This window comes from Achromobacter ruhlandii (genome assembly GCF_902859695.1).
Classification (GTDB): domain Bacteria; phylum Pseudomonadota; class Gammaproteobacteria; order Burkholderiales; family Burkholderiaceae_B; genus Achromobacter; species Achromobacter ruhlandii.
The window spans coordinates 13,901-26,902 of the sequence record NZ_CADIJL010000003.1 but is presented as its reverse complement, the minus strand read 5'-3'; the positions used below and the strand labels follow the sequence as shown (position 1 = coordinate 26,902).

The 13,002-nt window shown below is 65.2% G+C and carries 12 protein-coding genes; 7 read left to right on the top strand and 5 right to left on the bottom strand.

The genetic code is table 11. From position 1 onward, the window contains the following. Positions 1 to 20: 20 nt before the first annotated feature. The 3 genes from HV742_RS04470 to HV742_RS04460 all read right to left on the bottom strand — a co-directional run bounded on the left by HV742_RS04470 (position 21) and on the right by HV742_RS04460 (position 3,283). Positions 21 to 1,019 (bottom strand): Bug family tripartite tricarboxylate transporter substrate binding protein, encoded by a 999-nt coding sequence (locus HV742_RS04470; RefSeq protein ID WP_049077321.1) that lies wholly within the window; start codon positions 1,017 to 1,019, stop codon positions 21 to 23. Between the two features lie 112 nt (positions 1,020 to 1,131). Then, positions 1,132 to 2,508 (bottom strand): sensor histidine kinase, encoded by a 1,377-nt coding sequence (locus tag HV742_RS04465; RefSeq protein WP_059272874.1) that lies wholly within the window; start codon positions 2,506 to 2,508, stop codon positions 1,132 to 1,134. 97 nt (positions 2,509 to 2,605) lie between these two features. Further along, a complete protein-coding gene (locus HV742_RS04460) occupies positions 2,606 to 3,283 on the bottom strand; it encodes a response regulator (protein WP_049077324.1) in 678 nt (225 codons plus the stop codon). Positions 3,284 to 3,774: 491 nt separating this feature from the next. Here HV742_RS04460 and HV742_RS04455 point away from each other — a divergent pair, with 491 nt between their 5' ends. Further along, on the top strand, positions 3,775 to 5,166 hold the full coding sequence (locus tag HV742_RS04455) for a ClcB-like voltage-gated chloride channel protein (protein WP_059268707.1): 1,392 nt from the start codon (positions 3,775 to 3,777) through the stop codon (positions 5,164 to 5,166). Continuing rightward, the gene (locus HV742_RS04450) at positions 5,159 to 5,404 is read left to right on the top strand and encodes a hypothetical protein (RefSeq protein ID WP_175144587.1); all 246 of its coding nucleotides are present in this window, start codon (positions 5,159 to 5,161) and stop codon (positions 5,402 to 5,404) included. The genes HV742_RS04455 and HV742_RS04450 overlap by 8 nt, the downstream gene beginning before the upstream one ends. Positions 5,405 to 5,430: 26 nt before the next feature. Here the strand turns inward: HV742_RS04450 and HV742_RS04445 are convergent, their stop codons facing one another. Together HV742_RS04445 and mnmE are read right to left on the bottom strand one after the other, a co-directional pair. Then, positions 5,431 to 5,901: a GNAT family N-acetyltransferase gene (locus HV742_RS04445; protein WP_059268709.1), complete on the bottom strand. Its 471-nt coding sequence runs from the start codon at positions 5,899 to 5,901 to the stop codon at positions 5,431 to 5,433. 5 nt (positions 5,902 to 5,906) lie between these two features. Continuing rightward, positions 5,907 to 7,259 carry a tRNA uridine-5-carboxymethylaminomethyl(34) synthesis GTPase MnmE gene (gene mnmE / locus HV742_RS04440; RefSeq protein WP_175144586.1) on the bottom strand — a complete coding sequence of 451 codons (1,353 nt, stop codon included), beginning with the start codon at positions 7,257 to 7,259 and terminating at the stop codon, positions 5,907 to 5,909. A gap of 115 nt (positions 7,260 to 7,374) precedes the next feature. On the opposite strand from mnmE, the gene HV742_RS04435 reads away from it, so the two are divergent. Genes HV742_RS04435 through HV742_RS04415 form a run of 5 tightly spaced genes read left to right on the top strand, consistent with a single transcriptional unit; the run spans position 7,375 to position 12,892 of the window. After that, positions 7,375 to 8,961 carry an ABC transporter substrate-binding protein gene (locus HV742_RS04435; protein WP_175144585.1) on the top strand — a complete coding sequence of 529 codons (1,587 nt, stop codon included), beginning with the start codon at positions 7,375 to 7,377 and terminating at the stop codon, positions 8,959 to 8,961. Positions 8,962 to 8,983: 22 nt separating this feature from the next. Continuing rightward, positions 8,984 to 9,958, top strand: coding sequence for an ABC transporter permease (locus HV742_RS04430; protein WP_006389548.1), 975 nt, complete (start codon positions 8,984 to 8,986; stop codon positions 9,956 to 9,958). Then, the gene (locus HV742_RS04425) at positions 9,955 to 10,872 is read left to right on the top strand and encodes an ABC transporter permease (RefSeq protein ID WP_049052305.1); all 918 of its coding nucleotides are present in this window, start codon (positions 9,955 to 9,957) and stop codon (positions 10,870 to 10,872) included. Before HV742_RS04430 ends, HV742_RS04425 begins: the two co-directional genes overlap by 4 nt. 11 nt (positions 10,873 to 10,883) lie before the next feature. Beyond that, on the top strand, positions 10,884 to 11,879 hold the full coding sequence (locus HV742_RS04420) for an ABC transporter ATP-binding protein (RefSeq protein WP_054504527.1): 996 nt from the start codon (positions 10,884 to 10,886) through the stop codon (positions 11,877 to 11,879). Further along, positions 11,876 to 12,892, top strand: a complete 1,017-nt coding sequence (locus HV742_RS04415; RefSeq protein WP_175144584.1) for an ABC transporter ATP-binding protein — start codon at positions 11,876 to 11,878, stop codon at positions 12,890 to 12,892. Before HV742_RS04420 ends, HV742_RS04415 begins: the two co-directional genes overlap by 4 nt. The last annotated feature ends 110 nt before the right edge of the window (positions 12,893 to 13,002 follow it).

Below are 13,002 nucleotides of genomic sequence, written 5' to 3'. Positions count from 1 at the left end.
CGGAGGGCAAGCCTTGTGGCTTATTTCTTGATCAGGCCGAAGGAATCGGCCAGTTCGGCGTATTGCTTAACCTGCTGCTTGACGTAAGCATCGAGGTCGGCGCCGGTTTTGTTGAAGGGGAACAGGCCCTGCTGTTCGCGCAGCTTGGCGAACTCGGGCGCGTCGGCAACGCGATTGAAGGCATTGACCCAGAACTGGTAGTCGGCATCCGAGACCTTGGGGCCGACATAGAAACCACGGATGATGGGCCAGACGATGTCGTAGCCCTGTTCTTTCGCGGTCGGCACCGTGCCCAGCTTGCCTGGCAGGCGCTGGTCATTGAACACCGCGAGCACGCGGATGGGGGCGCCGCCTTCCAGCATCGTGAAGGCCTCGGCGGCATCGCCCATGTAGGCCTGGATATGGCCGCCACGCAGCGCCGTCACGGCCTCGCCGCCGCCTTCAAAGGCCACGAAGCGCATCTTCTTGAAATCGACACCGGCCGCCTTGGCGGTCAGCGCGGCTTTCATCCAGTCCTGGCTGCCGACGGTGCCGCCCGCGCCCAGCACGATCTTGGTCGGATCCTGCCTGAAGGCTTCCATCAGCCCTTTCAGGTCGGTGTACGGCGAATCGTTGCGCACCACGGCCACGCCGTAATCGGTGCCGATGGCCGCCAGCCAGCGCACGTCGTTGACGTTGTACTTGCCGAACTTGCCTTGCGCCAGGTTCAGCAGCGAACCGCCCGAGAATGCGACGATGGTGCCGGGCTCGTTGGGATGCTGCGCCACGATGTTGTTGTAGGCCACGGCGCCGATGCCGCCAGGCATGTACACGATGCGCATGGCGCTCTTGAGCGCCCCGCTCTGCTTCAGGCCCTCGGTGGCCAGGCGGCAGGTCAGGTCGAAGCCGCCGCCGGGCTGGGCCGGCGCAATGCACTCGGGGCGGCGCGGCTCGTCAGCGGCATGGGCGGCGCCCAGGGAAAGGGTGATCGCGCCGAGCGCCGCGACGGCGGCCAGGCGCAGCTTGAGGCTGGTCTGCATTCTTGCGTCTCCGAATTTATAGGTCTAGGCATGGCTGGCGATCGGGGCGGTCTGCCGCCGGGTCGGGCTCCAGCGGATGCAACCGTACAAAATCGAAGCTTTCCAACACCTTTCAAAAATCGCCATTTTCCTGATGCGGCGCAACATCGGACGCCGTTTCGAGGGAAAACACCAAAGCGGCGCGCAGGCCTGGCAGGGGCGCCCGGTTCTCCAGCACCAGGCTCGCTCCCAGCAGCCCGGCAATGGTGTCGACGATGGCCAGTCCGAGGCCGGCGCCGGGCTTGTTCTTGCCGGCCGCGCCGCGGCGAAAGCGGATGCCGGCCCGGGCGATGTCTTCGGCCGACATGCCGGGACCGCTGTCTTCCACGGCCAGGCTGGCCTGGCCCGACTCGCCGCGCACCACCACCGTGACCACGCCGCCTGGGGCGGTGTAGCGGATGGCATTGTCGACCAGGTTGCTGACCGCCTCGCGCAGCAGCCAGTCCACGCCCTGGACCCGCACCGGGTCGTCGCCGGCGTCCAGGCCGATGTCGATCTGCCGCGCACGGGCGGTCGGCAACAGGGCCCGGATGACGCCGTGGGCCAGCCCGACCAGGTCGACCGGCTCGGCCGCCAGGCCGCCTTCGGCCAGCGAGGCGTCTTTAGCGCGCGCCAGGGCCAGCATCTGGTTGGTGGTGCGTACGGCCCTGTCCAACCCCTCTTGCATCGCCAGAAGGGCTGTACGGACCTCCTGGGGGCATGTTTCGCGCAAGGCATATGCTGTCTGGGTGCGCAAAACCGACAAAGGCGTGCGCAACTGGTGCGAGGCGTCGTCCAGGAACTGGCTCTGGACCCTCGCCTGGGCCGCGTAGCGGGCCATGTGGAGGTTTACGGCCGCCACCAGGGGTAGGACCTCACCTGGCATCTCCGACGCGCTGACGGGGCTTAAATCGTCCGCGGAACGCCCTTCCACTTCCTGGCGCAGGCGCTCCAGGGGGCGCAGGGCCATGAAAACCCCCAGGACGATGACCAGGACGCTGATCAGGATCACCGCCAGGTCGCGTTCGACCGAGCGTACCAGCACCTGGTGCAGGAAGGCCTGGCGGCTTTCCAGGCCCTCGGCAACCTGGACGATAACCCGTCCCCCTTTGTTGGCATACAGCGGCGGGTCCATGGCCCGGGCCAGGGCCGCGACGCGGACCGGCGCGCCCAGGTAGGTGGCATAGAAAAACTGCGGTTCGCCGGATACCAGCGGCTGGCTTGGCATGGGCAGGCCGGGATGGCCGATTTCGGCCAGCCCGTCCTCGGTGGCCACGCGGTAGAACACGCTGCCATTGGCCGTCAGCTCGAAGAATTCCAGCATCAGGTACGGCTGCTCCATGGCTAATCCACCGCTGGCTGTGGATATGTTGTGGTCGATCGCGCGCAGCGCGCCGGCGAGCGATCGGTCATAGGCGATGTCGACCTGGTTGCGCAGCTGGTGGTTGGACAGCCACAGGGCGCCCATCATCACCAGCACCAGTGTCGGAATCAGCCACCAGAGCAACTGCGTCTTCAAGGTGCGATTGCGGCTTTTTTTCCTGGAAACCGGGGTTTTTTCCGGAAAACTAGTTGTCAACAGCGTTCTCCAGGCAGTACCCCATGCCCCGCATGGTGGTGATCTGCACGCCGGTATCCGTCAATTTTTTGCGCAGCCGGTGCACCAGCACCTCGATGGCTTCGAGGTTGATGTCGGCATCGTCGGTCACGATGCGATCCAGGATCTGCTGCTTGTTGATCGGTTCGCCGCTTTTCTGGATCAGCACTCGCAGGACCGCGTGTTCACGTGGGGATAACTGCAAAGTCTGTCCGGAGACCGAGAATTTTTGCGCGGAAGTCTCGAAAACCAGGTTTCCCAGGGCGAGCCGCGGATGTTCGCGACCGCGGCTGCGGCGTACCAGCGCGATCAATCGCGCTTCCAACTCTTCCACAACAAACGGTTTCGGCAGGAAATCGTCCGCGCCTTCATGAAGTGTCCCGATTTTTTCGGCCAGTGAATCGCGCGCGGTCAGGACCAGCACCGGCGTACGGTCGTCCCGCGCGCGGATCTTCGCCAGCAAGGTATGGCCATCCATGCCCGGCAGTCCCAGGTCGAGGATGACCGCATCGAACTCTTCGACCGCCAACCTTCTTTCGGCGATCAATCCGTCATCAGCCCATTCGACAACGAAGCCCGCATGCCGGGCCAGGCTTCTTGAGAGCCAGCGAGCAAGTTCGGCTTCGTCTTCTATCAGGAGGATGCGCATGGACGGAGTCCGGGGGGGCGTGGCTGGGAGGTAGGAGAAAGCATGTTTGTCTTTTCCCTGTATTTCTCTTTATATAAAGACTAATGATTAATAAGGCCTGTGGATAACTACCTTAACCTTGGAAACCTGTTTTTTTTCATCAGGTTGCGAGCGTTTTTGGCTGTGCAAGAACTCTGTGTGGGAAAAGAGCCGAAGTTGGACAAGATTTCGGACCCGACCGAAAACCCCCGCTTGTTCAACTCGCCTCCACACAATGTGCACAACCCGCCGCCTTAGGAGTTATCCACAGCCCTGTTCTGCCGAACCGGGTCGGGAAGCGGCACTTTTACCCCGAAAAAACACCCCTTGCCTACCCAGGTTTTCGCCCCTTTCCAGGCCCGTAAAGGCCCCTGGAGGCGCTGCTGGAAGCGGCTATGTGAGGGGTGGCGTCCCGACGCGGTTGACGTTGGGCTGAACAAAAAGTGAGCAGATTTCCGCCGTAGAATCCGCCCATGGCACGACAACTCAGAATCAAGAAACCGGCCTGGGCGACCTGGCTGAGAGGCCGTTTGCTGGCCGACAATCTGCCCGCGACCTTGTGCGCGGCCGCGCTGATGGGATTGGCCGGCGCGCTGGCGACCGTGATCTTTCGGGAGCTGTTGGGCTGGATACAGATGTTGCTGGGCGGGGTCGATTCGCCGCACGGCATGGTGTCGCTGGCGCGCGGGCTGGCGTCCTGGGAGCGTTTCCTGCTGCCGGCGGCCGGAGGCGCGATCGCCGGGCTGATCCTGCAGGCCGCCGCCAGGCGCCTGCCGCCCCGGGGCGCCGCCGACTACATGGAAGCCATTGCCATCGGCCGCGGCGTGATCGGCTTTCGCCAGACCGTGGCGCGCAGCATTTCTTCTTTGTTTTCAATCGGTTCGGGGGCGTCGATCGGCCGTGAAGGGCCGATGGTGCAGCTGGCGGCGATGTTCTCGTCGCTGTCGGGCCGCTACCTGGTCTTGCCGCCCCGGCATCTGCGGCTGCTGGTGGCCTGCGGCGCCACCGCCGGGATCACCGCTGCCTACAACGCGCCGATCGCGGGCGCGCTGTTCATTTCCGAGATCGTCTACGGCGCCATCTCGTCGGCCACGCTGGTGCCCCTGGTGGTGTCATCGGTGGTCGCCAATATCGTGACGCGCCAGATCCTGCACTACGACGCGGTCTTTCACATGCCGCCGTTCGAATTCGTGTCGGGTTGGGAAGTCGTCAATTACCTGGGGCTGGGCCTGATCGCCGGGATGGTGGCGCCGCAATTCCTGCGGTTTCTCGATGGGTCGAAGGCGCTTTTTCGCCGCCTGACCCTGCCGTTGTGGGCCAAGATGGCGCTGGGCGGACTGGTGGTCGGCGCCCTGTCGGTGTTCAAACCCGAGGTCTGGGGCAACGGCTACAGCGTGGTCAACAGCATGTTGCACACGGAATGGGCCTGGCAGGCAGTGGCGGCGATCCTGCTGTTCAAGATCGTGGCCACCGGCGCCAGCGTCGGCTCCGGCGCGATCGGCGGCGTGTTCACGCCAACCCTGTTCGTGGGCGCGGCGGTCGGGGCGCTGTACGGCTCCGGCCTGCATGCGTTGTTTCCCGCTGGCGACCTGTCTGCGGTGTCGAGCTACGCGGTGGTCGGCATGGGGGCGCTGCTGGCGGCCACGACCTATGCGCCGCTGATGTCGATCTTGATGATCTTCGAGATGACGTTGAGCTATGAGGTGATGTTGCCGCTGATGCTGGCGTGCATCACCGGCTTCGTGATCGCGCAACGCATCCGGCCGGATTCGGTGTATGCGAAATCGCTGGCCAGCAATCGCATTGCGCGCGAGACCTTGAAGGCGGCGCCGGTGCTGCCAGGAAAGAAGCCGAGTGATGCCTGATTCGCGTGTTTTTTATGAAAAGTCCCATGAAAATAGGTGTGAGCAAAAGCTCATATATTTTTTGGAATGGATGTTGATGAATGAGAGCGGAGGGAGATGGGCGCTGGATTCCTTCGTTCTGCCGGTCGTCATTGACGTCGAAATCGGTGGCCTTGACGAGCGACGTCAACCTGTCGTGGCGAAACGGCCGTGGATGGATTTGCAGTCGCCAGCGGCGTGGGGTTTTTTAAATAAGTGAGCTATTGCTCATTTATTTCGAGCTGATCAATCCAGGCGCTTGGCCATGAATACGCGCTTCAGGCCGATCTCTTCGGCGCGATGCGTTTCGACATAGCCATAGCGCTGATAGATGGCGATGTTCTCGCTCATCGCTTCCTGGGTATAGAGCCGGATGCGGCGATACCCGGCCTGCCGCGCCGCGATTTCCGCCCATTGCATCAACGCGCGGCCATAGCCGCGCCCTTGCGCGCCAGGCGACACCGCCACATTGTCGAGCAACAGGCAATCCGCTTCGCGCACCAGGACCAGCACGGCCTGGATGCCGGTCTCGTCTTCCAGCACCTGCGTCTGACCCTGCGCGATGCGCATGCGGTAATCGTCGCGCATCGGTCCCGGCGTGGCGCCGATGCGCGCCACGTAATGACGGTAGGCGTCGTGGACGATGCGTTCGACCGCCGCCAGGTCATCGACCGTCGCCGGGCGGATCCGGTGAGGCGTACTGGCTGAGGCGGCCATGAGCGCTATTTCCCGATGCAGAAGCTTGAGAAGATCTCGCCCAGCAAATCGTCGCTGGTGAACTTTCCGGTGATGCTCGACAGGCTGTCATGCGCCAGCCGTAGTTCCTCGGCGAACAGGTCCAGCACGCGGTCGTCCTGTTCGGCGTGCTCGGCCGCCAGCGCCAGGTGGTCGGCGGCCTCCTGTAGCGCGTGCAGATGGCGCTCGCGCGCCAGCCAGGGCGACTCGGCGCCGGGATTCCAGCCGGCGATGCGCAGCAGTTCGGCCCGCAACGCGTCCAGGCCGGCGCCGCGCTTGGCGGAAATGCCCAGTTCGTCGGGACCGGCGACAAACGCTGTGGATAACAGGTCCACCTTGTTGAAAACCTTCAATACCGGCGTGCGCGGCGGCAGGCGCGCGGTGATCTGCGCGTCCAGTTCGTCGCCCGGCTGGGTGGCGTCTTGCAGGTGCAGGATGACGTCGGCGCGTTCGATTTCCTGCCAGCTGCGGGCGATGCCGATGCTCTCCACCGTGTCTTCGGTTTCGCGCAGGCCGGCGGTGTCGACGATGTGCAGCGGCACGCCGTCGATATGGATCTGCTGCACCACTTTGTCGCGCGTGGTGCCGGCGATCGGCGTGACGATGGCGACGTCGTCGCCGGCCAGCGCGTTCAGCAGGCTGGATTTGCCGACGTTGGGCTGGCCCGCCAGCACCACATGCAGACCTTCGCGCAGGATCACGCCCTGGCGCGCCTGGGCGATGAGATGACCGAGGTCGCCGGCCAGCTTTTCCAGCGTGGGGCGCGCCTGGTATTTCTCAAGGAAGTCGATTTCCTCTTCGGGAAAATCGAGCGTGGCCTCGACCAGCATGCGCAGGTGAATGATGCGGTCGGACAGGTCGTTGACGCGCGCCGAGAAGTCGCCCGACAGCGAGGCCATGGCGCCGCGCGCGGCCGCCACCGAAGAGGCCTCGATCAGGTCGGCGACCGCTTCGGCCTGCGCCAGATCCATGCGGTCATTGAGGAACGCGCGGCGGGTGAACTCACCCGGCTCGGCCAGCCGCAGCCCGAGGTCGCGGCCCGCCGCCAGGCAGCTGTCGAGCACGCGTCGCAGCACCGCGGGGCCGCCGTGGCCTTGCAGTTCGAGCACGTCTTCGCCGGTGTAGGAATGCGGTCCCTTGAAGTACAGCGCGATGCCTTCGTCGAGCAGCTCGCCATCGACCGCCTTGAACGGCAGATAGTGCGCATGGCGGGGCGTGAGTTCGCGCTGGAACAGGCGACGCACCAATTCGGACAGGTCCGCACCAGAAACGCGCACGACGCCGATGCCGCCTCTTCCGGGGGCGGTGGCAATGGCGGCAATAGGGGCATGGACGGACATATCGGGGACAACGCGAGGCAAGGACAATAGGGGAATATAACTGTTGCGCGGGGCCTTGTTTGCTGGTTAAGGTGCGCCAGAGGTTTAAAACCCGAAACATCCCTGGGAGATCATGATGGCATCTCGGTTTTCGCGTGCGTTGGCCTGTGGTTCGGTAGCGGTTCTATTGGCCTTCGGCACCCTCAATTCGGCGCTGGCGCGCGATCTGGTGATCGGGCTGAAGACCGAGCCATCGTCGATGGATCCGCAGTATCACGCGCTGACGCCGAACACCCAGATATCCCAGACCATCTTCGACACGCTGGTGGCCACCGACGCGCAGCTCAAGCCGGTGCCCGCGCTGGCCGAATCCTGGACCGTCGACGGCAAGGTGTGGACCTTCAAGCTGCGGCCAGGCGTCAAATTCTCCGATGGGTCGCCGTTCACCGCCGAAGACGTGGTCTTCACCTATGACCGCGTGCCCAAGGTGCCGAACAGCCCGTCGCCGTTCACGCTCTACCTGGGTTCGGTGGCCAAGGCCGAAGCGGTGGATCCGATGACCCTGCGCATCACCACCAAGGAAGTGGCGCCGAACCTGCTGGTGAACCTGGCGCAACTGCCCATCATGTCGAAGAAGGCCGCCTCCGGCCCCGCGGCCGAAGGCAAGACCACCACCGAATTGAACAGCGGCGACGGCCTCATCGGCACCGGTCCCTACAAGTTCGTCTCGTGGAAGCGCGGCGCCGAATTCGTGCTGGCGCGCAATGAAAACTACTGGGGCAAGAAGCCCGTGTGGGACAAGGTGATCTATCGCCCGATCAGCAATGCCGCGGCGCGTGTGGCCGCCCTGCTGGCCGGCGATGTCGACATGATCGAGGATCCCCCGACCGATGACCTGCCCAAGCTCAAGGGCGACAAGAAGCTGTACGTCGAAGAGACGCCGTCGGTGCGCGTGGTGTACGTGGCGCTGGACCAGTACGCCGAGCCCTCGCCCGGCATCCAGGGCACCGACAAGAATCCGTTGAAAGACAAGCGCGTGCGCGAAGCGCTGTCGCTGGCGATCAACCGCGATGCGCTGGTCGAGCGCGTGATGGGGGGCGTGGCGCTGCCCGCCGGCAATCTGCTGCCCTACCCCATGTTCGGTTCCAGCAAGGAACATTCCAAGGCGCCCAAGGCCGATGTCGAAAAGGCCAAGGCGCTGCTGAAGGAAGCCGGCTATCCCAACGGTTTCTCGATCACGCTGGGCTCGCCCTCGGGCCGCTACGTCAACGACTCCAAGGTGGCGCAGGCGATCGCCTCGATGTGGACCCGCGTGGGCGTGAAGACCAGCGTCGACGCCATGGCGCCGCCGGTGTTCTTCAAGAACCGCGACAGCTATGCATTCTCGGCCTATCTGGCCGGCTGGTCGGTGACCAGCGGCGAGATGTCGAACGCGCTGACTTCGCTCCTGGTGACGCGCAATCCGGAAGCCGGCCTGGGCACCACCAACCGCAGCCGCTACTCGAATCCCAAGATGGACGAGTTGGTCAAGGAAGCCTCGTCCACCATGGATGACGCCAAGCGCGCCGAGCTGCTGTCCAAGGCCAGCAACATCGCCATGGACGACTTCGCGATGCTGCCGGTGCACTTCGAGCTGTCGGTGTGGGCGATGAAGAACGACATCCGCTACCAGGGCCGTCCCGACCAGGTCACGCTGGCGCAGTTCGCAACGCTGAAGAAGTAATGCGCGCAGCGGGCGGTATGACGTGCTAGCGACAATCGTACGAAGACTGCTGCAAACCATCGTCGTCATGCTGGTCATGTCGGCGCTGGTCTTCGCCGGCATCTACATGGTCGGCGATCCGGTATCGATGCTGGCCAGTCCGGAGGCCACCGAGGCGCAGCGCGCCGCCATCCGCGCCTCGCTTGGCCTGGACCTGCCGCTGTGGCGGCAGTACCTGATCTTCATGGGCCAGGCGGTGCGCGGCGATTTCGGCAACAGCTTCCTGACCGGCGAGCCGGCCATGCGCCTGATCCTGGAGCGCATGCCGGCCACCGTCGAGCTGGCCTGTGTGGCCATGCTGCTGTCGGTGCTGATCGGGGTGCCGCTGGGCATCATCGCGGGCCTCAAGCCCAAGGCGGCCGGCTCGCGCGCCATCATGACCGGATCGGTGCTGGGCTTCTCGCTGCCCAATTTCTGGGTGGGCCTGATGCTCATCATGGTGTTCGCGGTGATGCTGGGCTGGGTGCCGGCCGGCGGCCGCGGCCAGACCGTCAGCATCGGTTCGCTGCAGCTGAGCGTGCTGACGCTGGATGGCTGGCTGAGCCTGGCGCTGCCGGCCGCCACCATCGCCTTCGCCAAGTGCGCCATGATCATCCGCGTGACGCGCGCCGCCACGCGCGAGGCGCTGCCGATGGACTACATCAAGTTCGCGCGCGCCAAGGGGCTTTCGGAAAAGCGCGTGCTGGGCGTGCACCTGCTCAAGAACATCCTGATCCCGGTGGTCACCGTGGCGGGCCTGGAGTTCGGCCAGGTGATGGCCTTCGCGGTGGTGACCGAGACGGTGTTCTCGTGGCCCGGCATGGGCAAGCTGCTGATCGACTCCATCATCAACCTGGACCGGCCGGTGGTGGTGGCGTACCTGCTGCTGATCGTGTTCTTCCTTGTGATGCTGAACCTCGTGGTGGACATCATCTATACGGTGCTGGATCCCCGCGTACGCCTGGATAGCCGCCGATGACCGCCCCCGTGACTGCTGCCGTACCCGCCGCCGCCAGGGAACAGACGCCGTGGCGCCGTTTCGTGGGCGATTTCTTCGCCAGCAAGCTGGCCACGCTGGGCCTGGTGATGCTGGTGCTGATCGTGGGCGCCGCCTTGCTGGCGCCGTGGATCGCGCCGCAGAATCCGTATGACCTGGCGACGCTGGACATCATGGATTCCAAGCTCAAGCCCGGCAGCGAAAGCGGCGACGGCAGCATGCATTACTGGCTGGGCACCGATGGCCAGGCGCGCGACCTGTTGTCGGCGATCCTGTACGGCATGCGCACCAGCCTGCTGGTGGCCACCGTGTCGGTGCTGGCCGCCTTCGGCATCGGCGCCACGGTGGGGCTGATCGCGGCGTACTTCGGCGGGCGCATCGACGCGCTGCTGATGCGCATTGTGGATATCCAGTTGTCGTTCCCGGCGATCCTGGTGGCGTTGATGCTGCTGGCGATCCTGGGCAAGGGTGTGGATAAGGTGATCATCGCGCTGATCGTGGTGCAGTGGGCCTATTTCGCCCGCGCCGCGCGCGGCGCCGCATTGGTCGAACGCGGCAAGGAATACGTCGAGGCGGCGCGCTGCATGTCGCTGTCGTGGGGGCGGGTACTGTTCCGCCACGTGCTGCCCAACTGCATGCCGCCGCTGATCGTGATCGCCACCATCGACCTGGCACACGCCATCGCGCTGGAAGCCACGCTGTCGTTCCTGGGCGTGGGCGTGCCGGTGACCGAGCCGTCGCTGGGCATGCTGATCTACAACGGCTTCGAGTACCTGCTGTCGGGCCAGTACTGGATCTCGTTCTTCCCCGGCATCGCGCTGGCGCTGGCCATCATCGCCATCAACCTGGTGGGCGACCACCTGCGCGATGTGCTCAACCCGCGCCACGCGAATTGAGGGCGGACGCGATGCAGATACAAGCTGTGGAAAAGTCGCCGGTCCTCGATGTGCGCGGACTGAAGACGCATTTCTTCACCCGTAACGGCGTGGTCAAGGCGGTCGATGGCGTCGACCTGACGCTGGCCGAGGGCGAGATCCTGGGGCTGGTGGGTGAATCCGGGTCGGGCAAGAGCATCACCGGCTTCTCGCTGATGGGCCTGCTGGACGAGCCCGGCCGCATCGTCGAGGGCGAACTGCGCCTGAACGGCGAGGACCTGCGCGGCGCGTCGCCGGCGCGCTGGCGGCAACTGCGGGGCCAGGAGATCGCTATGATCTTCCAGGACCCGATGATGACGCTGAACCCGGTGCTGCGCGTCGATACGCAGATGATCGAAGCGGTGCAGGCGCACCACAAGGTATCGCGCGAACAGGCGCGTGAGCGCGCCCTGCAGACGCTGACGATGGTCGGCATTCCGTCGCCGCAGGAACGCCTGCGCACCTATCCGCACCAGTTGTCCGGCGGCATGCGGCAACGCGTGGCGATCGCGATCGCGCTGCTGAATTCACCGCGCGTCATCATTGCCGACGAGCCCACCACGGCGCTGGACGTGACCATCCAGGGGCAGATCCTGTTCGAAGTGCAGAAGCTGTGCCGCGAGACCGGCACCGGCCTGGTGTGGATCACGCACGACCTGGCGGTGGTGGCGGGCCTGGCCGACCGCGTGTCGGTGATGTACGCCGGCCGCGTGGTCGAGACCGGCAGCACGCGCGACGTCATCAGCCATCCGATGCATCCCTACACGCACGGCCTGATCGCCTCGATTCCGACGCCGGAATCGCGCGGCCGGCCGCTGGTGCCGATTCCCGGCATGACGCCGTCGTTGCTGAACCTGCCGCAGGGCTGTGCGTTCCGCGGGCGTTGCCCGCGTGCCAGCGAGGCCTGTCTGACCGAACCGCAGCCCGTGGAAGTGCGCCCGTCGCAATGGGTGCGTTGCTGGCATGCCGGCGCGCCGGAGGTCCAATGAACGCCGCCGATCGCAACGCCGCCCCCATCCTGTCGCTGCGCGGCGTGGAGCTGCGCTTCACGCAACACGTGGACCTGGCCGGCCGCATCGCCAACCTGCTGGGCGCGGGTTTGAAGACGCAGGTGGTGCACGCCGTGGCCGGCGTGGACCTGGACGTGCAGCCGGGCGAGGTCATCGGCATTGTCGGCGAATCCGGCTGCGGCAAATCGACGCTGGGTCGCATCGTCTCGGGCATCCTGCCGCCCTCTTCCGGTGAGGTGCACTACCAGGGCCAGGCGGTGAAGGCCATGGCGGGCCCGCAGCGGCGCGCCTACGAGCTGGGCGTGCAGATGATCTTCCAGGACCCTTACGCCTCACTAAATCCGCGCATGCGGGTGCGCGAGATCATCGGCGAGGCGCCGGTGGCGCACGGCCTGATCCGCGCGCGCGACAAGGCCGAGTATGTCGCCGGCCTGATGCGCCAGGTGGGGCTCGACCCGGCCTTCGCGCAGCGCTATCCGCACCAGTTCTCGGGCGGCCAGCGCCAGCGCATCGGCATCGCGCGGGCCCTGGCGCTGAAACCCTCGGTGATCGTGTGCGACGAGGCCGTGGCGGCGCTGGACGTGTCGATCCAGGCGCAGGTGCTGAACCTGTTCGAGCAACTGCGCGACGAGCTGGATCTGACGTATCTGTTCATCAGCCACAACCTGAGCGTGGTCAGCCACATCTCGGATCGCGTGGCCATCATGTACCTGGGCCGCGTGGTCGAGCTGGCGCCGACCGACACCGTGTTCCAGCGTGCCAACCATCCGTACACGCAGGCGCTGCTCAAGGAGTTGCCGACGCTCACGCCGGGGCGCCGCAGCTACCAGCCGATCAAGGGCGAGCTGCCGTCGCCGCTGGATCCGCCGGGCGGCTGCGCCTTCCATCCGCGTTGTCCCCAGGCGATGCCGCGCTGCAAGACCGAACGGCCGCTGCTGCGCGAGGTGGCGCCGATGCAGTTCAGCGCCTGTCACCTGAACGACGCGGCCTGACGCCAATCCGTAACAACGCTGGACGCGGTCGGCGACGGGCGCGAGAATTTTCCGATACGCTGTCATACGACATCCTTTCTCTCGTTTGCGTCCTGTCCTTTCCGCCCTAT